The sequence below is a fragment of the Enterobacter sp. C3_dUdeg genome (assembly GCF_057536195.1).
This window is the reverse complement of the sequence record NZ_BAAKFX010000008.1, coordinates 134,883-159,531: the sequence shown is the minus strand read 5'-3', so window position 1 is coordinate 159,531 and position 24,649 is coordinate 134,883. Positions and strand designations below refer to the sequence as shown.

21 protein-coding genes and 1 tRNA gene are annotated in these 24,649 nt (G+C 56.4%); 9 read left to right on the top strand and 13 right to left on the bottom strand.

Translation table 11 applies throughout. The annotated features are described in order from the left end of the window. Genes AC27FC_RS17415 through AC27FC_RS17405 form a run of 3 tightly spaced genes read right to left on the bottom strand, consistent with a single transcriptional unit; the run spans position 1 to position 1,972 of the window. On the bottom strand, positions 1 to 678 hold the full coding sequence (locus tag AC27FC_RS17415; protein ID WP_196355126.1) for a fimbrial biogenesis chaperone: 678 nt from the start codon (positions 676 to 678) through the stop codon (positions 1 to 3). A gap of 53 nt (positions 679 to 731) precedes the next feature. After that, positions 732 to 1,316, bottom strand: coding sequence for a fimbrial protein (locus AC27FC_RS17410; protein ID WP_032661969.1), 585 nt, complete (start codon positions 1,314 to 1,316; stop codon positions 732 to 734). A gap of 53 nt (positions 1,317 to 1,369) precedes the next feature. Next, a complete protein-coding gene (locus AC27FC_RS17405; RefSeq protein ID WP_069303460.1) occupies positions 1,370 to 1,972 on the bottom strand; it encodes a helix-turn-helix transcriptional regulator in 603 nt (200 codons plus the stop codon). Positions 1,973 to 2,678: 706 nt separating this feature from the next. Between AC27FC_RS17405 and AC27FC_RS17400 the strand changes: the two genes are divergently transcribed. The 5 genes from AC27FC_RS17400 to AC27FC_RS17380 all read left to right on the top strand — a co-directional run bounded on the left by AC27FC_RS17400 (position 2,679) and on the right by AC27FC_RS17380 (position 6,931). Continuing rightward, positions 2,679 to 3,440 (top strand): winged helix-turn-helix domain-containing protein, encoded by a 762-nt coding sequence (locus AC27FC_RS17400; RefSeq protein ID WP_182071908.1) that lies wholly within the window; start codon positions 2,679 to 2,681, stop codon positions 3,438 to 3,440. A 1-nt stretch (position 3,441) separates the two neighbouring features. Beyond that, positions 3,442 to 3,921 (top strand): hypothetical protein, encoded by a 480-nt coding sequence (locus AC27FC_RS17395; protein WP_033147061.1) that lies wholly within the window; start codon positions 3,442 to 3,444, stop codon positions 3,919 to 3,921. A gap of 189 nt (positions 3,922 to 4,110) precedes the next feature. Next, entirely contained in the window at positions 4,111 to 5,049 is a 939-nt protein-coding gene (locus tag AC27FC_RS17390; protein ID WP_182410838.1) for a GlxA family transcriptional regulator, read from the top strand. Between the two features lie 85 nt (positions 5,050 to 5,134). Further along, complete coding sequence (locus tag AC27FC_RS17385; protein WP_064673829.1) at positions 5,135 to 6,133, top strand: class I SAM-dependent methyltransferase; 999 nt, start codon at positions 5,135 to 5,137, stop codon at positions 6,131 to 6,133. Between the two features lie 360 nt (positions 6,134 to 6,493). Then, positions 6,494 to 6,931, top strand: coding sequence for an acetyltransferase (locus tag AC27FC_RS17380; protein ID WP_087823670.1), 438 nt, complete (start codon positions 6,494 to 6,496; stop codon positions 6,929 to 6,931). Positions 6,932 to 6,959: 28 nt separating this feature from the next. On the opposite strand, the gene AC27FC_RS17375 is transcribed toward AC27FC_RS17380, so the two are convergent. The 3 genes from AC27FC_RS17375 to AC27FC_RS17365 all read right to left on the bottom strand — a co-directional run bounded on the left by AC27FC_RS17375 (position 6,960) and on the right by AC27FC_RS17365 (position 8,143). Further along, positions 6,960 to 7,259 carry a helix-turn-helix domain-containing protein gene (locus tag AC27FC_RS17375; protein WP_023309874.1) on the bottom strand — a complete coding sequence of 100 codons (300 nt, stop codon included), beginning with the start codon at positions 7,257 to 7,259 and terminating at the stop codon, positions 6,960 to 6,962. After that, entirely contained in the window at positions 7,256 to 7,606 is a 351-nt protein-coding gene (locus AC27FC_RS17370) for a type II toxin-antitoxin system RelE/ParE family toxin (protein WP_196355128.1), read from the bottom strand. The genes AC27FC_RS17375 and AC27FC_RS17370 overlap by 4 nt, the downstream gene beginning before the upstream one ends. Positions 7,607 to 8,048: 442 nt before the next feature. Then, positions 8,049 to 8,143, bottom strand: a tRNA-Sec gene (locus tag AC27FC_RS17365). Positions 8,144 to 8,431: 288 nt separating this feature from the next. Between AC27FC_RS17365 and AC27FC_RS17360 the strand changes: the two genes are divergently transcribed. Beyond that, entirely contained in the window at positions 8,432 to 9,823 is a 1,392-nt protein-coding gene (locus AC27FC_RS17360) for a glycoside-pentoside-hexuronide family transporter (RefSeq protein WP_048980239.1), read from the top strand. Positions 9,824 to 9,835: 12 nt separating this feature from the next. Beyond that, a complete protein-coding gene (gene yicI, locus AC27FC_RS17355) occupies positions 9,836 to 12,154 on the top strand; it encodes an alpha-xylosidase (RefSeq protein ID WP_196355144.1) in 2,319 nt (772 codons plus the stop codon). Positions 12,155 to 12,214: 60 nt separating this feature from the next. Here yicI and AC27FC_RS17350 read toward each other — a convergent pair whose 3' ends face one another. Both AC27FC_RS17350 and xanP read right to left on the bottom strand, forming a co-directional pair. Further along, positions 12,215 to 13,918 (bottom strand): AsmA family protein, encoded by a 1,704-nt coding sequence (locus AC27FC_RS17350; RefSeq protein ID WP_094935075.1) that lies wholly within the window; start codon positions 13,916 to 13,918, stop codon positions 12,215 to 12,217. A 119-nt stretch (positions 13,919 to 14,037) separates the two neighbouring features. Further along, on the bottom strand, positions 14,038 to 15,429 hold the full coding sequence (gene xanP, locus AC27FC_RS17345) for a xanthine/proton symporter XanP (protein ID WP_023309879.1): 1,392 nt from the start codon (positions 15,427 to 15,429) through the stop codon (positions 14,038 to 14,040). Between the two features lie 225 nt (positions 15,430 to 15,654). Between xanP and gltS the strand changes: the two genes are divergently transcribed. Continuing rightward, the gene (gene gltS / locus AC27FC_RS17340) at positions 15,655 to 16,857 is read left to right on the top strand and encodes a sodium/glutamate symporter (protein WP_023309880.1); all 1,203 of its coding nucleotides are present in this window, start codon (positions 15,655 to 15,657) and stop codon (positions 16,855 to 16,857) included. A 2-nt stretch (positions 16,858 to 16,859) separates the two neighbouring features. Here the strand turns inward: gltS and recG are convergent, their stop codons facing one another. The 5 genes from recG to gmk are packed head-to-tail and all read right to left on the bottom strand — an operon-like array spanning position 16,860 to position 22,726. Next, on the bottom strand, positions 16,860 to 18,941 hold the full coding sequence (gene recG, locus AC27FC_RS17335) for an ATP-dependent DNA helicase RecG (protein ID WP_196355146.1): 2,082 nt from the start codon (positions 18,939 to 18,941) through the stop codon (positions 16,860 to 16,862). Positions 18,942 to 18,944: 3 nt separating this feature from the next. Then, the gene (trmH, locus tag AC27FC_RS17330; RefSeq protein ID WP_064673820.1) at positions 18,945 to 19,634 is read right to left on the bottom strand and encodes a tRNA (guanosine(18)-2'-O)-methyltransferase TrmH; all 690 of its coding nucleotides are present in this window, start codon (positions 19,632 to 19,634) and stop codon (positions 18,945 to 18,947) included. Between the two features lie 4 nt (positions 19,635 to 19,638). After that, positions 19,639 to 21,753 carry a bifunctional GTP diphosphokinase/guanosine-3',5'-bis pyrophosphate 3'-pyrophosphohydrolase gene (spoT, locus tag AC27FC_RS17325; RefSeq protein WP_023309883.1) on the bottom strand — a complete coding sequence of 705 codons (2,115 nt, stop codon included), beginning with the start codon at positions 21,751 to 21,753 and terminating at the stop codon, positions 19,639 to 19,641. A gap of 19 nt (positions 21,754 to 21,772) precedes the next feature. Then, positions 21,773 to 22,048 (bottom strand): DNA-directed RNA polymerase subunit omega, encoded by a 276-nt coding sequence (rpoZ, locus tag AC27FC_RS17320; protein WP_000135058.1) that lies wholly within the window; start codon positions 22,046 to 22,048, stop codon positions 21,773 to 21,775. 54 nt (positions 22,049 to 22,102) lie between these two features. Further along, the gene (gene gmk / locus AC27FC_RS17315; RefSeq protein WP_010426438.1) at positions 22,103 to 22,726 is read right to left on the bottom strand and encodes a guanylate kinase; all 624 of its coding nucleotides are present in this window, start codon (positions 22,724 to 22,726) and stop codon (positions 22,103 to 22,105) included. 251 nt (positions 22,727 to 22,977) lie between these two features. Between gmk and ligB the strand changes: the two genes are divergently transcribed. Further along, entirely contained in the window at positions 22,978 to 24,648 is a 1,671-nt protein-coding gene (gene ligB / locus AC27FC_RS17310; protein WP_094935077.1) for an NAD-dependent DNA ligase LigB, read from the top strand. The last annotated feature ends 1 nt before the right edge of the window (position 24,649 follow it).

The following is a 24,649-nucleotide window of genomic DNA, read 5'->3' as shown; positions in this document are numbered from 1 at the left end:
TTATTGGGATAACGACGCGCGCGCGGCGGGGGTCCATGCCCCGTAATCGTTAATGGTCTGATAGCTCATGCTGCCCGCATGGCTGAAGGTTTCGGCCAGCGTCACGCTGCCTTTCGGGGGCACCATCACCGGCTGCACCGGCATACCGTCAATTTTCACGTTGATGGTGGTGAGGTAGTACGGCGTGGGGTTGCTGAGCGTGACTTTTCCGGCGCGGTAGGCACCGGCCAGTTTTTTCCACGCCTCTCCCGGGCTCTCGCTGAGTCCTTCCGGGCGATAAAAGACCTTGATGCGGTTAGCCGACGCAAACTGCAGCGTATTCCCGGCGCCGCTTTTCGCCTGCTGGGGGATGGCTTTGACCGTCATCCAGTAGAGCGTCTCCCGATCCGCTGGCAGGGCTTTGCCGTTAAACATGATTTTCACCGCGCTTTCGCTGGCCGGCTTCATGACGTACAGCGGCGGCGTGATCGCGAAGTCGTTGGTGCGTTCGCCTTTCTCATTCTCCATCCACGACTGGATGAGGAACGTAGCGTCGGGATGGGTGTTTCTCACCTGCATCATGGCCTGGCTGGTGGCGCTGGAGTAGACCATTCGCGTTGCGCCCAGCCCCACGCCGCCGGCATAGACGGCGGAGGAACATAACGCACCTGCCAGGCAAATCCATGTGTTTACGCGCATAGTGTTTCTCCTGAAAGCTAAGACAGGCCCGGCTCGCAGACCGGGCCTGAGGATTACGAATAGGTCACGGTGTAGGTTGCGACGGCGCTGGCATCACCCGCGGTGGCGCCGCCCTTCGGCGAGTAATATTTCGCGCTGAAGTTCAGGGTGTTGGCACCCTTACGCAGAGGGATGGCCGCAGCAGGTTCACCCAGGTTCACCACGTTGCCCTGCTCGTCATAAAGGCGAATAGCCACGTTTTGCGCAGAGTTGGCGCTGCCGTTTGCCCCGACGGACAAGCTATTAACATCGGAAGTGTCCGGCGTGCCGGTGAAGGTGACGGCCACGGTTGTGGCGGCAATCGGGTTCTCATCCGTAGAGGCTGAGGTATCGGCGATTTCGCAATCTTCCAGGGTGATGGCAAACGCTTTTGCCGTGCTGGCAACGCTGCCTGCCGTCTTCAGCGTTGCGGTACGCACTTCACCCATATCCACGTCAATGTTGGCGCTTCCTGCGCTGATGGCGCAGGCGGAGGTCACCACTTTGCCGCTAAAGTTCACCGTGCCGCCGCTGGTGCCGGCAGCCAGGGCCGTGCCCGCTGGCAGTAAGGCCGCAATAGCGATAGCGAGCAGCGTTTTATTATTGAATTGAGCTTTCATTGTCCTGATTCCATTATGGTGTTATGTCGAGATTTGCTCTGAAAGCAGCAGGTCTAACTGGTTAAAAAGACCAGCAAATCTGTCTTGTTCCTGAGCCCGAGTTTTCTTATCGCTGAGCTTTTTAACGCGCTGACACGACGGTAAGAAAGCTGCTCTGTTTCGGCGATGTAACGCATATCCAGACCCTTTCGCAGTTCCTTCAATACCCTCCATTCACCCGGCGTCAGCGATAACGCCGTGGGTTTTTTTAGTGGGCGATAACGGCTATCGACCATTTTTAATACGCTGGCTCGCCAGTGATAAAGCGGGTCTTGCAGCGAGAGATAGGCGTCTATTTCACCGCGTATCCACAGCCAGGAATTTGCCGGTGCGGAATACATGCAAATAAGTACGTCGGGATAAAGGACTTTCATCTTCCTGATATATTTCAGGCAGTCATATCCCGCGTGATATTTCTCCATGCCGGATAAAAAAATCACGTCTACCGGTGCGGTCGCGAGTATCGTTTCGATCTCCGCGTAATTATCGATCGATGTTGTAATCTGCATAGCCGGGACAATATTTTTTAATAACGCGGCGATCCCCTGGCGCGCAAAGTGATCTCCACCCAATAGCGCGATATTTAAATGACGTGTGTTGTTGAGCTTATTCGCCATGTCATTCCCTCGATTTATAATTGTAATGAGACTCGTCTGTCTGGCAGAACGATGCCTGTATTTTCGAAGCAATTAAGCATTGCACGGTGTGAGCCCACTATACTCAGGGCGTAAAAGAGGTAACCTGAATTAATCTTAATTTGTTTTAAGTACGGTTTAGGTGTAGCGTCAATTTCTCCTCGCTGAACCGGCTTTTGCTTATTTGCCTGTAAATAATCATACCGGTAGTTTTTATTGAAAAGTTGGCTTTAATAAATGTTTTGTAAGGAAATAGTCTGGAGACGTCATGCGACGAGGGTTGTTACTGACGGTGGCTAACAGTTTCGCACCGAAATTGTTAATTAAGACGACAGCTTTCGAATTGGTCGTAATTTCGAAACCCGCTGGCAGAGCGCGTTCTCTCTGCTTTTGATTAAAAAAACAAATTAAGCGCGCTGAATAATTCAGACAATGATGGCTAAAGCGTTCAACGGGCACCTTTGTCGAGTTTTGTCAGTGTCAAGACGGCTTAAAATCGCGGTTAAGAAAACTTCAGACCGGTCAGATAAAGAGAAAGGAAAAATAAGATTTTTCGCCAGGCGCCAGGATATACAGTTGCGCATTTATCCGTCACATTAATCCTTACACAGGCGAGGGATACGCAGGTTAACCGTGAAGGGAATCTACTGGAGCAACAGGCGTTGACCGGAGGTATTTAGCCCATTCTATGCATAAGCATTACATTATTAATGGCCTGGTAGAGTTTCATCCAGCGGCCAGCACATTACGCGATCTCAACAATCCTGATCGGGTGGTGGTATTAAATTCCCCGGCGGGGCGCTGTTTGTTGTTATTAATAGAAAGAGTCGGAAGTATTGTGACTCAACAGGAGTGCATGGATATTGTCTGGCAGCGCCGGGGGATGCTGGTTTCGCCTAATACCTACTACCAGAATATTTCTATTCTGCGTAAGGGGCTGAAGAAAGTGGGGTTTGAAACCGATCCGATTGTCACTATCCCGCGCATTGGACTGACGCTCGCAAGCGATACGCAAATCACCGTTAAAGAGACGCAGCCGCAGGCTGATGAGGAAGAACGTGCTGCTCCGGATGCCGCCGAAGAGACCGTCGCCCCGACGGCCCCGACACGCCGCTTCTGGCTGCCGGGCGCGCTGGTGCTATTGCTGATGCTGGCTGGCGTGAGCGTTATCAGCCATAACCTGCTGCATGACAGCTATTTCGTCGACGGGTATCGCTTCGCGATGAAGATGGGCGAATGCCAGCTCTATTTTTCTCGCGATATTGAAACGCAGCGCGATCGGGATAAAGCCCTGGCCTATGCCGCCCCGTTTAAGGACCAGTGCGCGAACTATCCCTGGGTGTACGTCAGCGGCTACATCCTGCTGCCTCGCGCATCGGTCATTCGCTGTGACAGGCCAATGACGGAACCCAACCGCTGTATGTCCGATTATTTTATAGAGGATCGCTAGTATGGTTCGCTACCGTCAAACGCTTGTTGCGCTCTGCCTGTGCCTGTTGATGGGGGCTGTCGTGGCGGCGTATTACCTCTGGCATCGCCATTACATCCAGCCCTTTTCCTGCCAGGCGAACTTTATTCAGCATCACCGTGATGAAACGCTCTCTCTGTGGCTGAATTATACTGTGGAGGGTAACAGCGGAATACTCAGCATGAATGGCCGGTTGAAAAGCGATCCCACGAAGACCCTGAATCGCAAAGTTTTCTTTCAGATTGTGCGCAAAGACAGCGTCTATAATCTGACGTCCATACGCAATATGAAATTTCCGGACGACAACATCAGCGACAGCTGGCTGGAGAAGTACGAGCCCTTATTTTTTATCTATCCGAATAAGAATATTTATATGCGTATTAAGAAACAGCAGAATGAGAATTATTTATTTATTCTGGGGACGCTGCCGACCTATGTGTGCCACACGTCAAAAAACGGATAGCGACAGGGAGAAATGTTTTTAAGTTTTTGCGGGCATCATTTATGCTTGATTTAACAGCCAGGACCTATCTTAGGAAAATATAACAGCGACAATAATGTTGCGATAATGTAATTATTCTTCGGCAAGTTAATGAAAAATATAATTGATGATAGCGTCAGAATGACGCCTGCACGGAATAAATCCCTGCATATGGGTTTACTCCTGTGGCCCCATTTCTCGCTTTTCGCATATTCAGGATTAATAGAGGCGTTACGTATTGCATCCAGCGTCCAGAAGCGTAGCCAGAAAATACGCTTTAAACTCAGCCTGATAAGCACTTATCCCGACTTACCGATAGTGAGCAGCTCAGGGCTCAGCGTGCGGCCTGAGGCCGCCCATGCGCCGCCCGGCGATTTCGACTATATTGCGGCGATCGGCGGAGGTCTGGAGCATCTTCACCAGGGACACCGTGGCGACAGAGCGTTTCTCACGGAGGCTTATCACAACAACGTTCCCCTGATTGGTATTGGTACCGGCAGCTTTATTCTGGCGGAGGAAGGGTTACTGAACGAGCGCCGCGCCTCGATTCATCCTCATCACCATGACGTTTTCACGCAACGGTTTCCGCAGGTTTATGCTGAGCAAGGCCTCGATTTTATCGACGAAGGCGATGTGCTGACCTGCCCGGGCGGGATCTCAACGCTCACCCTGGTAACGTCGCTGATCCGCGCCCACGGGGGAGACGACATTGCGGCCACCACCTCCCGGCGGCTGTCCCTTCCTCCGCATGACGCCGCCACGCCGCGGCCCGCGAATATCGCCATGATCCCTGATTCACGGCTGCGCAGGGCGGTGACGATCGTCGAACAGTATCTGACTCACCCGCTGAACGCCGCCAGGCTCGCGCAGGACGTTAAGCTGAGCGAACGCCAGCTTAACCGCCTGTTTCACGCCGAGTTTGGCAAAACGGCGCGTGAATTTATTCGCAGCGCCAGGCTGCGCTATGCCTGCTGGCTGCTGAAAAACTCTCAGCAGAGCGTGACGGATATTGCGCGGCGGATGCGGTTTAGCGACTGCGCCCATTTTATTCGTCATTTTCAGACCGAGTACGGCTGCACGCCGGGGGTATGGCGCACGTCGCAGAACTGATGCACCTATTTCGTGCTTTCTTCGTAGGGTATTACTGGCTCGCCTGGATAGACTTCCGTTAAAAGCCTAACGGAGGGAAGACGACATGAACTGGCAGCCTTTTCGCGGCGATGCACCGGAAAATATGACGATTTTCAGCGCGTCATTTCCCGACGTCAGCGACCAGTGGCCGATGAAAGACGACGCTGCCCGTGAGATCGCCTCCCTTGACCGCGCCCTGAAAGCCGAGCCAGCGCTCCGGCCTCCGAGGGTGGAATACGACGAAGGGGGGCAGGCCGTGCTTGTCCCGCAGAACCGCTATTCCGAACAGGCCTTCCGCAACCGCCCGGCGCTCACCGCGTGGCGCACCCGGCTGGTGCCCTCCGCGCTGGCGCTGTTTGTGGTGCAAAACCCGCTGGAGGACCGCCTGCCCGACGGCACGAAAATGGACAGCGACAGCCGCCAGTGGTTTATACACGCTAACGATGCGGTTGGCGTGCGATCCCGCGCCAGGGTGCTGGCCGCGCTGGTGGATAAGTACATTCACAACGAAAGTGAAAATAACTGGGTTAGCCTCGCAAGCGGTGCCGCCATTCCGGTGCTGGAGGCACTGCGCGAAGCAAAGCTTGACGGCCAGCGGGTGTATCTCACGCTGGTGGACAAAGACCCGGTGGCGCTCAGCTGGGCCGAAACCATGGCGGCGCAGGAAGGGATTGTGGTGGGCGAACAGCTGACGCTGCTCAGGCGCAACCTGCTCCATACGCTGGTGCGTAACGAGGACCTGCTGCTGGAGCTCGGCGAGCACCAGGCCGAACTGGTCGACGCGCTGGGGATTTTTGAATACTTCAACGATACCGATGCGGTGATTTTTCTCCAGCGCGCGCTGCGGCTGGTTAAGCCCGGCGGCGCGGTGATTGTGTCGAACATGCTCACCAGCAGCCCGCAAATTGACTTTGTGCTGCGGGGTATCGGCTGGGAGGATATTCACCCGAGATCGTTACAGCAGCTGCAGGATATTCACCTCGCGGCGGGCGTACCGGTGGAAAACGTCACCGTGGTGGTGCCGAAGGACGGGGTGTACGCGGTGATGGAGATTAGGGTTTAGTGGGTACATACGCTGTGTTGGCCAGAAATCGCACGGACAGTCCCCTCTCCCTGAGGGAGAGGGCTAGGGTGAGGGGGAGCAGGGCGCAACAATATTTACCGTTCCTCAGTTGTTCGGTTAAACCGAACAACTGTCATGAAGGATTGACTCGTTTCCCTGTTCTCATTCCCAGGTGATGATTCTTGCTTGCCATGATCTATCATTTGCCTGGTTTCCTGAACCAACTTTCGGGCCATTTCCTTGATACGCTCTCTACTTTCAGATGTACGAGAGTTTATAACTTCATTTAAGGTCTTCGTTTTATTGCCTCCATGCTTCTGGATACTTGATTTAATCTCTGCGCTCTATAATGATCCCCCCATGAAAATAGAAACCGCACTCCCCTCACACTTCGAACGTCTGGTCGCTATCTGGGAATCCTCCGTCCGCGCCACCCATCACTTTTTGCAGGAAAGCGATATTGCGGCGCTGCGCCCGCTATTGCTTAACGCCTATCTGCCAAACCTCAAGGTCGTGATCGCTCGCGATGACGCAGGCGTTATTCACGGCTTTTTAGGCGTGGATGAAAACCGCATTGAAATGCTGTTTGTTGATGACGCGAGCCGCGGGAAGGGCGTCGGGAAACTACTGCTGCAATACGCTATTGCAGAGTTCGGCGCGAATGAAGTGGACGTGAATGAGCAGAACCCGCAGGGCGTGGGATTTTATCGCCATATGGGGTTTGAGCAGGTCGGACGCTCGGAACTGGACGGGCAGGGGAATCCGTTTCCGTTGCTGCATATGCGGTTGGGTGAATGAATATTAACTTAACGCAGAAATCATACTTTTAGATATGAAATGCAACGCGTTTTCCTGTGGGAAGTTCAATGTCGATATGAAGTTTCCCCCCCATTGCCTCAATGTAGCGCTTAAGCGTGGCAATTTTGAGTTCATTTCCACGTTGCTCAAGCTGTGTCACTGCGGGCTGACTCACCCCCATCAGATCGGCAACATTTTTTTGCGAAAGTCTCAGCTCTTCACGTAAAAGTTGCAGACCCGTCTCGAGGATCATTTCATCTGCCATCTCTTTAATACGTTGTTGGCTTTCCGGTGAACGTGACGCAATCACTTCATTTAAGGTTTTCACTTGGTTGCCTCCAGGCTTGTCAGATGGAAGGAAAATTCGGCATCTGCGATGCGAATCATTTTTTCATAAAAGGCTTTGTCGTTACTCTTATCGCCCGCGCAAAGCACAATGGCCTGACGGACAGGATCAAATGCGAAGAAAGCACGTATCGGACGTCCAGCATATTGAATACATAATTCTTTCATATGGTTATACCGTGAGAATTTAACCGTATCAGCATAGGGCCGTGGAAGACGTGGCCCATATTTTTGCAGATTTAGCAGGTCTGCCAGTACCTTATCCTGTAATCCTTCTTCCTGCTCAAGCAGCCATTGCTCGAATACCTTTCCGAACAGAACCGTCCACATGCTTTCTTCCATGATAAGCTGTAGCTTATAAAAAAGAATATAAGCTGTAGTTAATAAATGCAATGGCTGTCATCGATAGCCTGGCTGTTAGTGGCAAGAGTATGACAAAGTTGAGATATCAAACGGGATCGTGCAATTAAGAAATTGCGAGGCGCTTTCCAGCGTTTTTTCTATTCATGCTGGCGTGTATTGCTTCGAGATTATAGCGATCTATCTCTCTGAAAATTGGCGTTTTCCTAACTAGTGAACTATCCGGGATAACCGGATAGTTGAATGTTAATCAACTTTGCGACCAGAAAATTTTTTCATGAGATGCCCATTAATAGTTAGAACATCTTTACCTTACAGAATTTAAATGAATAAGTGATCATGTTCACATAAGGTGACTGGGATGTGGGAATTTATTTATTAATAAAGTTTTTATTAAAGCGGATGGCATTTTTGGCGGAAGATCACAGGAGTCGAACCTGCCCGGGAACGCTGGCGTCCCCAACTGGATTTGAAGTCCAGCCACCTCACCGGAGATGACGATCTTCCGCGCCTCGATTGCTACATGGAGGCGGGGCGCATTATAGCTACTTTCAGGCATTTACCACATACCCCGACACACTTTTTTCACCTCTCTTTTGACCTGTACACCCCTGTTTCAGTTAATTCCTAAGAAAATCCTCATGTTAGCCCCTCGTGCTCCCAACATTTACCGCGATCACAAAAAACAAGAAACGTAATCTGCTAACCAGAAAACGCAATACCCGCTCCTGAAACAATGGTTTAAAACTCTGTAACCGGTCTCAGCGCCCCCTACAGCGTGAAGGATAAAAAAAGATGAGCGAAGTATTGTCAGTTAAAGAGAAGATTGGCTACGGCATGGGAGATGCCGCCAGCCACATCATTTTTGATAACGTCATGTTGTACATGATGTTTTTCTACACCGATATTTTCGGCATTCCCGCCGGGTTTGTCGGCACCATGTTCCTGCTGGCGCGCGCGCTGGATGCGATCTCCGACCCGTGCATGGGGCTGATTGCCGACCGCACCCGCAGCCGCTGGGGCAAATTCCGTCCGTGGATTTTATTTGGTGCCATCCCGTTCGGCATCGTCTGCGTGCTGGCCTACACCACGCCGGACCTCAGCCTCAACGGCAAAATGGTTTACGCCGCCGTTACCTACACCCTGCTGACCCTGCTCTATACCGTGGTCAATATCCCCTACTGCGCGCTGGGCGGCGTGATCACCAACGACCCGACGCAGCGTATCTCCCTTCAGTCCTGGCGCTTTGTGCTGGCAACGGCGGGCGGCATGCTCTCCACGGTGCTGATGATGCCGCTGGTGAACCTGATTGGCGGCGACGATAAGGCGTTCGGCTTCCAGGGCGGGATCGCCGTGCTGTCGGTGGTCGCGTTCCTGATGCTGGCGTTCTGCTTCTTTACCACCAAAGAGCGCATCCAGGTGCCGCCGAGCACCACCTCCATGCGGGAAGACCTGCGCGACATCTGGCACAACGACCAGTGGCGCATCGTCGGCGTACTCACCATCCTCAACATCCTCGCAGTCTGCGTGCGAGGCGGCGCGATGATGTACTACTGCACCTGGATCATGGGCTCGCCGGAGGTGTTCGTCGCGTTCCTCACTACCTACTGCGTCGGCAACCTGATTGGCTCCGCGCTGGCGAAACCGCTCACCGACTGGAAGTGCAAGGTCAGCATCTTCTGGTGGACCAACGCCGCGCTGGCGGTGGTCAGCGTGGCGATGTTCTTCGTGCCGATGCACGCCACCGTGCTGATGTTCGCCTTTATCTTCGTCATCGGCGTGCTGCACCAGCTGGTGACACCGATCCAGTGGGTGATGATGTCCGATACCGTCGACTACGGCGAATGGACCAACGGCAAGCGCCTGACCGGCATCAGCTTTGCGGGCACGCTGTTCGTGCTGAAGCTCGGCCTGGCGCTGGGCGGGGCGATGATCGGCTGGATGCTGGCAGGTGGCGGCTACGACGCGGCAGCCAAAACCCAGAACAGCGCGACCATCAGCATCATTATCGGCCTGTTTACCCTGGCCCCGGCGGCCTGCTACGTGCTGAGCGCCATTATCGCCAAGCGCTACTACACGCTGAAAACCCCCTTCCTGACCAAAATCATGGGCGAGCTGGCGCAGGGCGCGCGCCGCAATCAGCAGGAATTTGAAAACCTGCCGGTCAGCAAAGAATTGCAGAACTAAGAGGATGAGAGCATGAAAATCAGTGATGGAAACTGGCTTATTCAACCGGGCCTGAACGTGACGTATCCGGTTCAGGTGTTCGACGTGGAGCAGCAGGGCAACGACCTTGTGGTGTATGTGGCGCCGCGCGACGTGCGCGAACGCACCTGGCAGCTCGACACGTTGATGTTCACGGTGCGCCTGTTTTCCCCGCAGGAAGGGATTGTCGGGGTGCGCATCGAGCATTTCCAGGGCGCGCTGAATAACGGCCCGCACTATCCGCTGAACGTTCTGAAAGACGTGAAGGTAGAGATTGAAAACAACGCCGACTTTGCCGAGCTGAAAAGCGGCAGCGTCAGCGTGCGCGTCACCAAAGGCGAGTTCTGGGCGCTGGATTTCCTTCGCAACGGCCAGCGCATTACCGGCAGCCAGCTGAAAAACAACGGCTACGTGCAGGATACCAACGCCGACCGCAATTACATTTTCGAACGTCTGGATCTGGGCGTGGGGGAAACGGTCTACGGTCTGGGCGAGCGCTTTACCGCGCTGGTGCGCAACGGCCAGACGGTCGAAACCTGGAACCGCGACGGCGGCACCAGCACCGAGCAGTCCTACAAAAACATCCCGTTCTACCTGACCAACCGCGGCTACGGCGTGCTGGTGAATCATCCGGAAAACGTCTCGTTTGAAGTCGGCTCCGAGAAGGTCTCCAAAGTGCAGTTCAGCGTGGAAGGGGAATATCTCGAATACTTCGTGATCGACGGCCCGACGCCGAAAGAGGTGCTGAACCGCTATACGCGGTTTACCGGGCGTCCGGCGCTGCCGCCTGCGTGGTCGTTCGGCCTGTGGCTGACCACCTCGTTCACCACCAACTACGACGAAGCCACGGTAAACAGCTTTATCGACGGCATGGCCGAGCGCGACCTGCCGCTGCACATCTTCCACTTCGACTGCTTCTGGATGAAGGCCTTCCAGTGGTGCGACTTCGAGTGGGACCCGGTGACCTTCCCGGATCCGGAAGGGATGATCCGACGCCTGAAGGAGAAAGGGCTGAAGGTCTGCGTGTGGATTAACCCGTACATCGGCCAGAAATCCCCGATTTTCCGGGAGCTGAAAGAGAAGGGCTACCTGCTCAGGCGCCCGGACGGCTCCCTGTGGCAGTGGGACAAATGGCAGCCGGGGCTGGCGATTTATGACTTCACCAACCCGGACGCGTGCCGGTGGTATGCCGACAGGCTGAAAGGCCTGGTGGAGATCGGCGTCGACTGCTTCAAGACCGACTTCGGCGAGCGTATCCCGACGGATGTGCAGTGGTTCGACGGGTCCGATCCGCAGAAGATGCACAACCACTACGCCTATATCTATAACGAGCTGGTGTGGAACGTGCTGAAAGAGACGGTGGGGGAGGAAGAGGCGGTGCTGTTTGCCCGCTCGGCGTCCGTTGGGGCGCAGCAGTTTCCGGTGCACTGGGGCGGTGACTGCTACGCCAACTATGAATCCATGGCCGAAAGCCTGCGCGGCGGGCTGTCGATTGGCCTGTCCGGCTTCGGGTTCTGGAGCCACGATATCGGCGGGTTCGAAAACACCGCTCCGGCGCACGTCTACAAGCGCTGGTGCGCGTTCGGGCTGTTCTCCAGCCACAGCCGCCTGCACGGCAGCAAATCCTACCGCGTGCCGTGGGCGTACGATGACGAGTCCTGCGACGTGGTGCGCTACTTCACCCAGCTGAAGTGCCAGCTGATGCCGTATCTTTATCGCCAGGCGGCGCTGGCCCGCGAGTTCGGCACGCCGATGCTGCGGGCGATGATGCTGGAGTTCCCGGACGATCCGGCATGCGATTACCTCGACCGCCAGTACATGCTGGGGGATGCGGTGATGGTCGCGCCGGTGTTCTCCGAGGCGGGCGACGTGCAGTTCTACCTGCCGGAAGGACGCTGGACGCATCTGTGGCATAACGACGAAATTCAGGGCAGCCGCTGGCATAAGCAGCAGCACGATTTCATGAGCCTGCCGGTCTACGTGCGCGATAACACCCTGCTGGCGCTGGGCAACAATAACCAGAAGCCGGACTACGCGTGGAACGCGGGGACGGCCTTCCAGCTGTTTAACCTGGACGATGGCGCAACGGCGGTGAGCGAAGTACCTGCGGCGGACGGCTCCGTGGCGTTTACGCTGAAGGCGTCACGTCGGGGCGACATCGTGACCTTTACCGGCGCGGGAGACGCACAAAACTGGTCGGTGTGCTTGCGCAACGTACAGAAGGTGAGCGGCGTGAAGGGCGGCTCGCACGCGGGCAGCGAGTGGGGCGTGGTGGTGAAAGCGGAGGGGGATGAGGTGGTGGTTCACCTTTAATTCCCCTCACCCTAACCCTCTCCCCAAAGGGGCGAGGGAAGGGTTTGCTCCCTCTCCCTTTCAGGGAGAGGGCTGGGGTGAGGGTGCGGTCGATACTACACCGCCCGTCATCGTCTGCTGCACCTGCTGTTTATCCATATTTACCGCGTTCAGCTTGCCGTTCACCGTTGGCTTCAACGGTGCGCTGGCCTGCACGCTGCCGCTGGCGGTGAGCTGAATATTGCCGTCGCCCGTAATCGGCAGCGCAGGCCAGCCCCACTGCTGCAGCACGTTGAGCGGCACGCCGCGCCCGTTCAGGCTCACCGTGGTCTGTCGCTGCGGCAGCTGAGAAACCGTCGCCGTGGCTTCCAGAATGCCTTTCTCGGTAAAGGCGCTCAGGTCGGTAATGTTCACCGTGGCGGCGTTCGCATTCAGCGCCAGCGACGGACGGCGCACGTCCACGCGATTAAAGGTCGCCGCCGCGCCGTTCAGGGTTGCGCTACCGCCCCAGATACCCCACTGGCGATCTTTCACCAGCTGCAGGTTTGCGCCGTAGCCGTCCAGAGAGGTGATCTGCCACGGGAAGGCGGGATCGATGTCGATCACCAGGTTGCGGCTCAGGCCGAATTTTTGCAGCGTGACGCTGTTCAGCCATTCCGGCAGAGGCTCCATCCACAGCGTTTTCCAGTTCTGCGGCAGGGTGTACTCCAGCCCGGCGATGGCAACATCGTCCAGCACCAGCGCTTTACCGTCGCGCAGCCAGTTACCGGACGTGCGCACCATGCCGCCTTCCCAGCGGGAGGTGAACTGACGCAGCGCCATGCCCTGCGGGGAAAACTCCGCATTCAGGATCGGGTCGAAAAGATGCAGCGAGCCGTAGATAAACTCGCTGGCGTTCATGGACAGCCGGCCTTCCTGGCTCTGCCAGTCGCCTTGGCTGAGAGTCAGGTTGCGCAGGCTTAAATCGAGATCGGTCACCGCCCAGTCCGGGCCCTGAAGCCGGGCGTCGGTCACGTCCAGACGACCAATCTGCAGAGAGGGGATGGAGGCCAGCGGCGCGAAGAACGCCATCAGCGTTTTATCGCTCTGCAGGCGGATCTCATTCAGGCGCATCGTGTCGATAATCCAGCTCCCGTCGGCGTTGCGCAGGGCGGAGCCGGTAAGCGAGCCACGGGCCATGTCGGCACCAATCGTTTTCAGCACCACTTCCTTGCCGTTGAGCTGGCCCTCGATCAGCACGTTGGTCGCCAGTACGCCGTTCAGGGTCAGCGAGCCCGCGCTCATCTGGATCTGCGCGTTGTTCCCCAGCACGTTGCCCGCTTCCGGCTGCCACGGGCTGACGCCGCCCGTGACCTTCTGCGCGCTCAAGTCCCATTCAGTATTCGGGCTGTTAAAGGCCATGTTGTTCAGCTGCAGGCGATCCGCCTGGAAAGGCAGCGGTGCCGTCTGGGGCGAGAGATTCAGCGTGCCGTCGAACAGGGTGATGGTGTCCATATGCAGCGGATCGGTTATCTGGCGGCTGCTCAGACCGATATCGACTTTTTTGGCTACCAGCGTGGCGGGTTTACCGTCCCGACCGAAGGTGACGTTTTCCAGAATGATGTGGGAAGGCGACGAAAAGCGGTGATTCATCTTGTCGAAACTGAGTTCGTAGTCGGTATTCACCGTCACCCAGCTGCTGACCTGAGACGCGCCCCAGCGGGTCTGGAGCAAAATGTAGAACGCCAGCAGCACAATGAGCAGGGCTACCAGAAGATAGATGAGGAGCTTTCCAATAAATTTCATGGTCTTCCATCCCGCAAAACGCACATAAGGGAGTTATGCACGATTTATGCGCAATCCTCAAGGCGGGAATGGTGTAATTAGATGTCACGGCAGGCATTGGCTGCCTGCCGTGAAGAGGATCAGTTCTTTTCAGGCGGGAAAACGAGGTTCAGAACGATAGCGGTGATACCGCCCGCGGCAATGCCGGAAGAGAGCAGGTTTTTCACCCAGTCAGGCGCAAACTGCAGGATCAGCGGCTGCTGGGAAACACCCAGACCGACGGCCAGCGACAGGGCGATAATCATGATCGCGCGGCGGTTCAGCGGCTCGCGGGAGACGATACGCACGCCGGAGGCCGCGATGGTCCCGAACATCACCAGCGTTGCGCCACCCAGCACCGGCTCAGGGATGTGCTGCACAAAGCCGCTTACCGCCGGGAACAGGCCGAGAACGATCAGCATCAGCGCCACCACAAAACCGACGTAGCGGCTGGCAACGCCGGTCAGCTGGATCACGCCGTTGTTCTGGCCGAAGCAGGAGTTCGGGAAGGTGTTGAATACCGCAGAGACAAACGAGTTCAGGCCGTTCGCCAGCACGCCGCCTTTCAGACGCTTCATGTACAGCGGGCCGGACACCGGCTGCTCGGAGACGTCGGAGGTGGCGGTGATATCACCGATGGTCTCCAGAGAGGTGATCATAAAGACCAGCATCAGCGGCAGGAGCAGGCCCCAGTCAATGCCCAGTCCGTAGTACAGCGGCGTAGGAACGACGATCAGCGCGCTGTTGGTCGGCGCGGTGTTCTCCGGCAGCATGCCCAGCGCCCACGCCAGCAGGTAACCCGCCGCCATGGCGATCACCAGCGAGGCGACGCGCAGGTAAGGATTACGCTGACGGTTAAGCAGAATAATGATCGCCAGCACGACACCCGCCAGCAGCAGGTTTTTCGGCGCGCCGAAGGTGTGGTCGCTCATTGCGGCATAGCCGCCGCCAATGGAGGTCAGGCCCACCTGAATCAGCGACAGGCCGATAATCATTACGACGACGCCAGAAACCAGCGGGGTGATAACGCGGCGAGCCAGATGCAGAACGCGGGAGATGACCATCTCCGTACAGCTGGCCAGCATCAGGGTGCCGAACAGCGCCGCCATCATGGTTGGGACATCCGCACCGCCGGTTTTTAGCGCCGTACCGCCCATGATCAGCGGTGCCACGAAGTTAAAGCTGGTGCCCTGAATCGACAATAATCCCGACCCCACCGGCCCCCACGCTTTAATTTGAATAATCGAGGCCACGCCGGAGGCGAAGAGAGACATGCTGATAATGTGCTGCGTGTCCTGCGCCGGTAAACCGAGCGCCTGGCAAATTAGCAGCGCCGGGGTGATCACCGCAACAAACATTGCCAGAAGATGCTGGCAGGCGGCGAAAAGCGTTTGCGGCAGCGGCGGGCGATCCTCAAGGCGGTAAATCAGTTCGCTATTTTGCTTCTGCGCAATCGGTTGCGCATCAGGCGACTCTATGGTGTTAACGGACATCGGCGGCAATCCCACGGTGGAAAAGCGGGCATTTTATCTGACCACCTGGTAAAAGCAAACGATTGCCAGCAAAAAAAGGGAAGAAAATCTGCCGCTGTGAGCAGGTTTTCTACAACGCGTGGGGAAAAAAAATTACACTTTTTGCGCCGGGGGCTCATGAAGAGCGCAAACCGGCCCAGGATAACGCCGCGTGTGTATGGAACACGCGCATAACAGGAGCCTTTTATGATTCATCTCGATACGTTGTCGACCCTTGTTGCCGCAACGCTGGTTCTTCTGCTTGGTCGCAAGCTGGTACATAGCGTTTCCCTTCTGAAGAAATACACCATTCCTGAACCTGTCGCCGGTGGCCTGCTGGTGGCGCTGGCCCTGCTGATACTGAAAAAAAGCATGGGCTGGGAAATCGATTTTGATATGTCCCTGAAAGATCCGCTGATGCTGGCCTTCTTTGCCACTATCGGCCTGAATGCCAACCTGGCGAGCCTGCGCTCGGGCGGTAAGGTGCTCGGCGTATTCCTGATTGTGGTGGTGGGGCTGCTGCTGATGCAAAACGCCATTGGCATCGGCATGGCAACGCTGCTGGGGCTGGATCCGCTGATGGGTCTGCTGGCGGGGTCGATTACCCTTTCGGGCGGTCACGGAACCGGGGCCGCGTGGAGCAAGCTGTTCATCGAGCGCTACGGGTTTGAAAACGCGACGGAAGTGGCGATGGCCTGTGCGACCTTTGGCCTGGTGCTGGGTGGCCTAATTGGTGGTCCGGTGGCGCGGTATCTGGTTAAGCACTCCACCACGCCGAACGGCAGGCCGGACGATGAGCTGGTGCCGACCGCCTTCGAAAAGCCGGACGTTGGCCGCAGCATCACCTCGCTGGTGCTGATTGAAACTATCGCGACGATCGCCATCTGCCTGACCGTGGGCAAAGTGGTTGCGCAATGGCTGGCGGGTTCCGCGTTTGAACTGCCGACGTTTGTCTGCGTGCTGTTTATCGGGGTGATCCTGAGCAACGGTCTGGCGCTGATGGGCTTCTACCGCGTGTTTGAACGGGCGGTATCGGTGCTCGGCAACGTCTGCCTGTCGCTGTTCCTGGCGATGGCGCTGATGAGCCTCAAGCTGTGGGAGCTGGCCTCGCTGGCGCTGCCGATGGTGGCGATTCTTGCGGTGCAGGCGCTGTTTATGGCGCTGTACGCCATGTTCGTGACCTGGCGCATGATGGGCAAAAACTACGATGCGGCGGTGCTGGCGGCCGGTCACTGCGGGTTTGGTCTGGGGGCTACCCCAACGGCTATAGCCAACATGCAGGCGATCACCGAACGGTTCGGACCATCGCACATGGCGTTTCTGGTGGTCCCGATGGTTGGGGCGTTCTTTATTGATATCGTCAACGCGCTGGTGATCAAGCTGTACCTGATGCTGCCGATGTTTGCCTGAAATCAGGCGTTGGAATACCGCTCGGTTTCCGGCATCCAGCGCTCAATCAACGCTGCCGCCTGTTCGGGGTAGCGTTCATGAATATGGCGGGCGAGGCGCTGAACCTCGGGGATCATGGTCTGATCGCGCAGTAAATCCGCTACTTTGAACTCCGCGTTACCCGTCTGACGCGTGCCCAGCAGTTCGCCCGGGCCGCGGATCTCCAGGTCTTTTTGCGCAATCACAAAACCGTCGTTGCTGTCGCGCAGCACCTGCAGACGCATCTGGGCGGTTTTGGAAAGAGGCGCTTTGTAGAGCAGTACGCAGTGGGACGCAACCGCGCCGCGGCCGACGCGCCCGCGCAGCTGGTGGAGCTGGGCAAGGCCGAGACGCTCCGGGTTTTCGATGATCATCAGGCTGGAATTGGGGACGTCCACGCCGACTTCGATCACCGTGGTGGCGATCAGCAAATGCAAATCACCCTGTTTGAACGACTGCATCACCGCCTGTTTTTCGGCGGGCTTCATGCGTCCGTGAACCAGACCCACGTTCAGCTCGGGCAGCGCCAGCTTAAGCTCTTCCCACGTTGCTTCGGCAGCCTGCGCTTCCAGCAGTTCAGATTCTTCAATCAGCGTACAGACCCAGTAGGCCTGACGCCCTTCCTGGGTGCAGGCGTTGCGCACGCGGTCAATGATATCGCTGCGGCGCGTGTCGGGAATGGCGACCGTGGTGACCGGCGTACGGCCCGGCGGCAGTTCGTCAATGGTGGAGGTATCCAGATCGGCGTAGGCGGTCATCGCCAGGGTGCGTGGGATCGGCGTAGCGGTCATGATCAGCTGATGCGGGTGGAAGCCCTGCTGCAGGCCTTTTTCCCAGAGCGCCAGACGCTGATGTACGCCGAAGCGGTGCTGCTCGTCGATAATCACCAGCGCAAGACCGTTAAACTGCACCTGCTCCTGGAAGATGGCGTGCGTGCCGACAATCATCTGCACCTGCCCGCTGGCAATAGCCTCCTGTTGCGCAAGGCGCGCTTTGCCTTTTTGCTTCCCGGCAAGCCAGCCCACTTCAATTCCGAGTGGCGCAAACCAGGCGCGGAAATTGTTGGCGTGCTGTTCAGCCAGCAGCTCGGTCGGCGCCATTAGCGCCACCTGTTTACCGTTAGCAATCGCGCGCAGGGCCGCCAGGGCGGCAACCAGCGTTTTACCGGAGCCCACGTCGCCCTGCACCAGACGCATCATCGGCACGTCGAGCGCCATATCGCGTTCAATCTCGGCGGTGACGCGCGCCTGCGCGCCGGTGGGCTTAAACGGCAGCGAGGCCAGCAGCTTATCTTTGAGCGCATCATTCTGGCTTAACGGCTGAGCGTGGAAACGCTGCGCGCCCGCGCGAAGCGCCAGCATGCTCAGGTTATGTGCCAGTAATTCCTCAAGGATAAGACGCTGTTGTGCGGGGTGTTTGCCGCTTTCTAAATCGCTGAGCTGCAGCGTTGGCGGCGGGCGGTGCAGGGTGCGCAGCGCCTCGGGCAGGCTCATCATGCCCTGCGCCAGCTCGGGCGGCAGCAGCTCGGTAATGGCGCAGGTATCCAGCAGCTCCAGCGCCTGATCGGTGAGCTTGCGCAGCGTCGCCTGCTTGATGCCTTCGGTTGTCGGGTAAACCGGGGTAAGCGTCTCCTGCATTTCCGGCGTGCTGAGATCGCCCTGCACACGGTACTCCGGGTGGATCATCTCTGCGCCGTATTTCCCGCGTTTGGCTTCGCCATAGGCCAGCACCCTGCGGCCCGTCGCCAGGCTGTTTTTCATCGCCGCGCTGAAGTTGAAAAAACGCATGGTGAGAATGCCGGTGCCGTCGCTGATCTGGCAGGTCATCATTCGGCGTCCGCCGAAGGTGATGTTGCAGTTCAGGACTTCGCCTTCAACGGTGGCGTAAATGGCGGGAAGAAGATCGCCAATCTTGTAGAGCTGGGTGCGGTCTTCGTAACGCAGGGGGAGATGAAGCAGGAGATCCTGCACGGTGTGCAGGCCAATTTTTGCCAGCTTATTGCTTTGCGCCGCGCCCACGCCCGTCAGGCTGTTAAGCGGGATGGCATCCAGCAGGCGGCCTTTCATCGCTTACCCGGCGTACTGCATGGTGGCCCACCACTCGGCATCGGCTTCTATTTCGCCCTGCGCGTTGACGTGGGGGTAAGGCAATTTTTTCTGCTTCGCAACGCGAGCCAGCACCGGATAACCACCTTCAAACAGCAGGCGCTGCTGCTCATCTTCCGGCAGCATGCTGTTGCTGCGCTCGTACATCCCGGCGTTCTGACGCTGGCGCTGCGCTTCATACAGAATGAGCGCGGACGCCACGGAGACGTTCAAAGACTGCACCATGCCGATCATCGGAATGATGATGTCACGATCCGCCAGATCCAGCGCTTCCTGGGTGATCCCGGTTTTCTCCTGACCCATCAAAATGCAGGTCGGTCGGGTGTAGTCGATCTCGCGGAAATCTACGGCTTTAGCGGACAGGTTCGTGGCCAGGATCTGCATCCCGCGCCCTTTCAGGTGCGATACGGCTTCGCCAATGGTGTGATGATTTTTGACAGACACCCAGCTGTTGCTGCCTGCCGCCGCCGAGACCGTATTGCGCATACGGCCGTCCGGCCAGACGGCGTGCACTTCATGCACACCGACGGCATCTGCGGTACGGACGATAGCAGAGACGTTATGAGGTTTATGCACCTGCTCCATGCAGACCGTCAGGTCAGGCTGACGCCTGGCGAGCATTTCGCAGATACGTGCATAACGTTGTGAATTCATAAACCTAGTTTCGGTTTCGGGTGACTTTAATCACGTCCGGCATGACGCGGATCTTGCGCATAATATTCGCCAGATGCACGCGGTCGCGGGCGGTCAGACGAATAAAGGCGCTGTACACGCGGCCATCTTTTTCTTCCGTATTCAGGCTCTGAATGTTGGAAGAAGCCGTGTTGATCGCTGCCGTCAGGTTCGCCAGAGCACCCTGATGGTTGAACATATCCACCTTAATTTCGGTGATAAATTCCTGCGCGGTCTCTTTATCCCACTCGACCGCCATAAACTTCTCGGCTTCTTTCTGGTAGCCGCGAATGTTACGACAGGACTCGTGGTGGATAACCAGCCCTTTACCCGGGCTGACATGCGCAATAATCGGGTCGCCAGGAATTGGACGACAGCATTTTGCGAAGGTGATCAGCACCCCGTCTGCGCCTTTAATCGGCAGGTGTCCGTGGCTTTGCGTGGTTGCAGGCACCGCTGTCGTGTCGCCTTGCTGCAGATTCTTCGCCACCACCACGCTCATGGCGTTGCCGAGGCCAATCTCTGCCAGCAGGTCGTCAAGCGACGCAAGCTTCATGCGCTCCAGCTCACGCTGTACGTTCTCCTGCGGAATTTCAGCCAGCTTACGGCTACCGCCCAACGCGTGGTTGAGCAGGCGACGCCCCAGGCTGACGGAATCATCGCGCTTGAGGTTTTTCAGCAGCTGGCGAATTTTGGCGCGTGCTTTGGAGCTCACGACAAAGTTCAGCCAGGCCGCGTTCGGACGTGCGCCCGGCGCGGTAATAATTTCTACCGTCTGGCCGCTGGAGAGCGGCTGAGACAGCGGATAAGGCTGTCTGTCGACGCGCGCGCCGACGCAGGCATGCCCGATATCGGTATGCACGGCGTAAGCGAAGTCGACCGGCGTTGCGCCCGCAGGCAGTTCGACAATGCGGCCTTCTGGGGTGAAAACGTAAATCTCATCCGGGAAGAGATCGGATTTAACGCTCTCGATAAATTCAAATGAGCTACCCGCACTCTGCTGAAGCTCTAGCAGACTCTGCATCCAGCGCTGGGCGCGGATTTGTGCGGTCGTGCTGCTTTCGCCACCGTGCTCTTTATACGCCCAGTGTGCGGCAACACCCATCTCTGCCATCTGGTCCATGTCTTCGGTGCGAATTTGCACCTCAACAGGTACGCCATGTGGCCCGATCATCGAGGTGTGCAAAGATTGATAGCCGTTCGCTTTTGGAATGGCGATGTAATCTTTCATGCGGCCCGGACGCGGTTTGTAGAGGCTGTGCATCTGCCCCAGCACGCGATAGCAGGTGTCCGAGTCGTGGACAATTACGCGGAAGGCGTAGATATCCATGATCGAGTGAAAACGCTGCTCTTTGAGCACCATTTTGCAGTAGATGGAGTACAAATGTTTTTCGCGACCGCTGACGCGGCACGGAATTCCCGCTTCCTGTAAGCGCCCTTCAATTTCCGAGAGGATTTTTTGAATCATCTCTTTACGGTTACCGCGTGCGGCTTTCACCACCTCTTTAATCACGCGATAGCGGTTCGGGTACAACGCTTCAAAACCCAACTCTTCCAGCTCGGTTTTAATGTGATGAATACCTAAACGGTGCGCCAGCGGACTGTAGATTTCGAGGGTTTCACGGGCAATGCGGCGACGTTTATCCGGGCGAAGTGAGCCCAGCGTGCGCATGTTGTGGGTACGGTCAGCGAGTTTGATGAGAATGACGCGGATATCCTGCACCATCGCCATAATCATCTTGCGGAAGTTTTCGGCTTGCGCCTCTTTCTTGTCGCGGAAATTCAGCTTATCAAGCTTAGAGACCCCTTCCACCAGTTCGGCAACGCTTTTGCCAAACAGCTGTTCCATGTCCTGATAAGTGGCAGGGGTATCTTCGATCACGTCATGCAGCAGAGCGGCCATCAGCGTTTCGTAGTCGAGTTTCATCTCGGCCAAAATACAGGCCACCGCTACAGGGTGCGTGATATAGGGTTCACCGCTTGAACGTGTCTGGCCCTCGTGAGCGTCACGTGCAACGAGATACGCCTGCTGAAGACGCTTAATCTGGTCTTCAGGCAGGTAGGTTTGAATCAGTTGATTCAGGCTTTCAAACAGATACAAGGGCGACCCGCAGGTTTAATTAACGACGACCTTCAGCAATAGCGGTTACGGCCTGCAGTTCTGCGGCTTCCTGCTCTTGCTGCTCCTGGCGCTCACGCACGTCGAGGATCTGGTTGTTGATCAGACCTTCTTCGATTTCGCGAAGTGCAATAACGGTGGTTTTATCGTTTTCTTCCGGTACCAGCGGATCTTTACCGCCTACCTGCATCTGACGAGCGCGACGCGCGGCGACCAGCACCAGGTCAAAACGGTTACCAATTTTCTCTACAGCGTCCTGAACAGTTACGCGTGCCATACTTAAAATGCTCCACAGGTGAAGAAATGACTGGGCATGATACTGAAAGTGGGTTCAGTCTGCCAACAGTTTGGTGATTAATGCGTCATGTCGCTGCTTCTGGCGGCTCATACGCAGACGTTCTGCACGAAGAATGGTTTTGAGATCGCTCAGTGCGGCATCAAAATCATCATTCACAATAAGGTAATCATATTCCGCGTAATGGCTCATTTCTGCAACAGCCTGTTCCATACGCTTTGCGATCACTTCTTCGCTGTCCTGACCGCGGCCACGCAGGCGGCGATCCAGCTCATCTTTCGATGGCGGTAAAATAAAGATACTGCGCGAGTCAGGCATTTTCTTACGAATTTGCTGTGCGCCCTGCCAGTCGATATCCAGGAACACATTCACGCCCGTGGCCAGAACCTGCTCAATGGTTTCACGCGAGGTACCGTAGTAATTACCGAATACTTCAGCGTGTTCAAGAAACGCGTCTCTGCCGATCATCGCTCTGAATTCGTCGTGATCCACAAAGAAATAGTGTTCACCGTGCACTTCACCCGGACGCGGCGCTCGCGTGGTGTGAGAAACAGAAACCTGTGTGTCGTACAACGGTTGGGTTTTTAACAGTGCCTGAATAAGGCTGGATTTACCCGCGCCACTAGGGGCAGAAACAATATAAAGCGTGCCTTGAGCCATGAGAGTCTTTTGTATGTGTTAACGAAGAAGTCCTACATACGGGCTTATTATACACGTCACCGCCGTGTGACGTAGCCTTTGTCACACTTTTTCCCCTGGATTATTGAATTTTGCGTGCCGTTTTCAGGTTTTATCTGTGGTTTTCAGCAACCAAAAGAAACACCGGATAGCGTCTCGCATTGTGAAACGTTGTCGTTAGCGTTGTTTCAGGCATCCGGGTATACCTCCTGCAATGCAAAGGAGGGGTAGCGATGTGGCGATGGATAAGCGGGTTAATGCTGTTGTGGTGTGGCTCTGGCGCGGCGGTGTGTCCGGTGTGGTCGCAGGCAAAAGCAGAAAAAGAGATGGCGTCGTTAAGCGCCCAAATCAAACGCTGGGATGAGGCTTACTGGAAGCAGGGCGTAAGTGAGATCAACGACGAGGTTTACGACCAGCTTCACGGGCGATTAACGCAGTGGCAGCGCTGTTTTGGCGGTGAGCCTTCAGAAGAGAAACTCCCGGCGCTGGCGGGAAGTGTAAAACATCCCGTTGCCCATACGGGCGTACATAAAGTGGCCAGCAAAGAGGAGTTGAGACAGTGGATGCGTACCCGACAACATCTGTGGCTGCAACCCAAAGTTGACGGTGTGGCGGTAACGCTGGTCTATCGCAACGGAAAGTTAACCCAGGCTATCAGTCGCGGTGATGGCCTGAAAGGGGAAGACTGGACCGATAAGGTGCGTTTAATCCCGTCGGTTCCGCAAAAGCTCACCGGCGCGCTGGCGAATAGCGTCTTGCAGGGCGAGCTTTACTGGTTACGCGACAACCACATTCAGAGCCAGTTGGGCGGAATGAACGCTCGCGCAAAGGTGGCGGGGGCGATGATGCGGCAAAAGGATAACTCGCTATTGAGCAAAATCGGCGTATTCATCTGGGCCTGGCCGGACGGACCGAAAGATATGCGGACATCTTTAGCTGAACTGTCTCAGGCCGGTTTTACGCTGTCGGCACGGTACACGCTACCCGCCGATTCTGTCGATGCCGTCGAGAAGCAGCGCGCGGCCTGGCACGTGACCGCATTACCCTTTGTCACGGATGGCATTGTAGTGCGTTCGGAGGATGAACCTGCGGGCGAAGAGTGGTTACCGGGAGAAGGCAGCTGGGTTGTCGCGTGGAAATATCCTCCCGCAGCCCAGGTCGCTGAGGTGAGCGATATTCATTTTTCCGTGGGGCGCACGGGCAAAATTTCCGTTGTAGCAGCGCTGGAACCCGTACAACTGGATGATAAACAGGTGCAGCGGGTGAGTCTGGGCTCGGTTGGGCGCTTGCAGAGTCTGGATATTGCTCCGGGGGATCAGATACAGATCAGCCTGGCCGGGCAGGGTATCCCCCGGTTTGATAAGGTGCTCTGGCGCGGGACTGACAGACATAAACCAGAGCCACCGGCCTCACGCTATCATGCTCTTAGCTGTTTCTATGCTTCGCCGGAGTGTATGGAGCAGTTCTTTGCCCGGCTGACCTGGCTCAGTTCAAAGCAGGTATTCGATATTGAAGGATTAGGTGAGTCAGGCTGGCGGACCCTCTGGCAGGCGCATCATTTTGAACATCTCTTTTCATGGCTGTTATTAACGCAGGCGCAGCTGCAGGCTACACCGGGGTTTTCCTCAGCACGCGGGCTGGCGCTCTGGCACCGATTTAATCTGGTGCGCGAGAAGCCGTTTATCCGCTGGCTCATGGCAATGGGTGTGCCATTGACCCAGGCTTCGCTGAAGGCGATGGGAGACATATCGTGGCAGAAGATGAGCGGGCGCAACGCAAAGCACTGGCAGACCCTGCCGGGAACGGGAGAGGAGAAAGCGCGACAAATCGTAAACTGGGTTCACGCGCCTCAGATTGATGTGCTGGCGAAATGGCTCGCTGAACAGCACATCAACGGGTTCTGAA

What these genes read in the sequence shown, in the direction of transcription:
- recG (WP_196355146.1), bottom strand. Translation starts at nt 18,941, where the DNA reads ATGAAAGGCCGCCTGCTGGATGCCATCCCGCTTAACAGCCTGACGGGC.
- gmk (WP_010426438.1), bottom strand. Translation starts at nt 22,726, where the DNA reads ATGGCTCAAGGCACGCTTTATATTGTTTCTGCCCCTAGTGGCGCGGGT.
- AC27FC_RS17415 (WP_196355126.1), bottom strand. Translation starts at nt 678, where the DNA reads ATGCGCGTAAACACATGGATTTGCCTGGCAGGTGCGTTATGTTCCTCC.
- AC27FC_RS17380 (WP_087823670.1), top strand. Translation starts at nt 6,494, where the DNA reads ATGAAAATAGAAACCGCACTCCCCTCACACTTCGAACGTCTGGTCGCT.
- AC27FC_RS17360 (WP_048980239.1), top strand. Translation starts at nt 8,432, where the DNA reads ATGAGCGAAGTATTGTCAGTTAAAGAGAAGATTGGCTACGGCATGGGA.
- xanP (WP_023309879.1), bottom strand. Translation starts at nt 15,429, where the DNA reads ATGTCCGTTAACACCATAGAGTCGCCTGATGCGCAACCGATTGCGCAG.
- AC27FC_RS17370 (WP_196355128.1), bottom strand. Translation starts at nt 7,606, where the DNA reads ATGTGGACGGTTCTGTTCGGAAAGGTATTCGAGCAATGGCTGCTTGAG.
- AC27FC_RS17410 (WP_032661969.1), bottom strand. Translation starts at nt 1,316, where the DNA reads ATGAAAGCTCAATTCAATAATAAAACGCTGCTCGCTATCGCTATTGCG.
- AC27FC_RS17405 (WP_069303460.1), bottom strand. Translation starts at nt 1,972, where the DNA reads ATGGCGAATAAGCTCAACAACACACGTCATTTAAATATCGCGCTATTG.
- ligB (WP_094935077.1), top strand. Translation starts at nt 22,978, where the DNA reads ATGTGGCGATGGATAAGCGGGTTAATGCTGTTGTGGTGTGGCTCTGGC.
- AC27FC_RS17395 (WP_033147061.1), top strand. Translation starts at nt 3,442, where the DNA reads ATGGTTCGCTACCGTCAAACGCTTGTTGCGCTCTGCCTGTGCCTGTTG.
- trmH (WP_064673820.1), bottom strand. Translation starts at nt 19,634, where the DNA reads ATGAATTCACAACGTTATGCACGTATCTGCGAAATGCTCGCCAGGCGT.
- rpoZ (WP_000135058.1), bottom strand. Translation starts at nt 22,048, where the DNA reads ATGGCACGCGTAACTGTTCAGGACGCTGTAGAGAAAATTGGTAACCGT.
- AC27FC_RS17350 (WP_094935075.1), bottom strand. Translation starts at nt 13,918, where the DNA reads ATGAAATTTATTGGAAAGCTCCTCATCTATCTTCTGGTAGCCCTGCTC.
- gltS (WP_023309880.1), top strand. Translation starts at nt 15,655, where the DNA reads ATGATTCATCTCGATACGTTGTCGACCCTTGTTGCCGCAACGCTGGTT.
- AC27FC_RS17385 (WP_064673829.1), top strand. Translation starts at nt 5,135, where the DNA reads ATGAACTGGCAGCCTTTTCGCGGCGATGCACCGGAAAATATGACGATT.
- AC27FC_RS17390 (WP_182410838.1), top strand. Translation starts at nt 4,111, where the DNA reads ATGGGTTTACTCCTGTGGCCCCATTTCTCGCTTTTCGCATATTCAGGA.
- AC27FC_RS17400 (WP_182071908.1), top strand. Translation starts at nt 2,679, where the DNA reads ATGCATAAGCATTACATTATTAATGGCCTGGTAGAGTTTCATCCAGCG.
- yicI (WP_196355144.1), top strand. Translation starts at nt 9,836, where the DNA reads ATGAAAATCAGTGATGGAAACTGGCTTATTCAACCGGGCCTGAACGTG.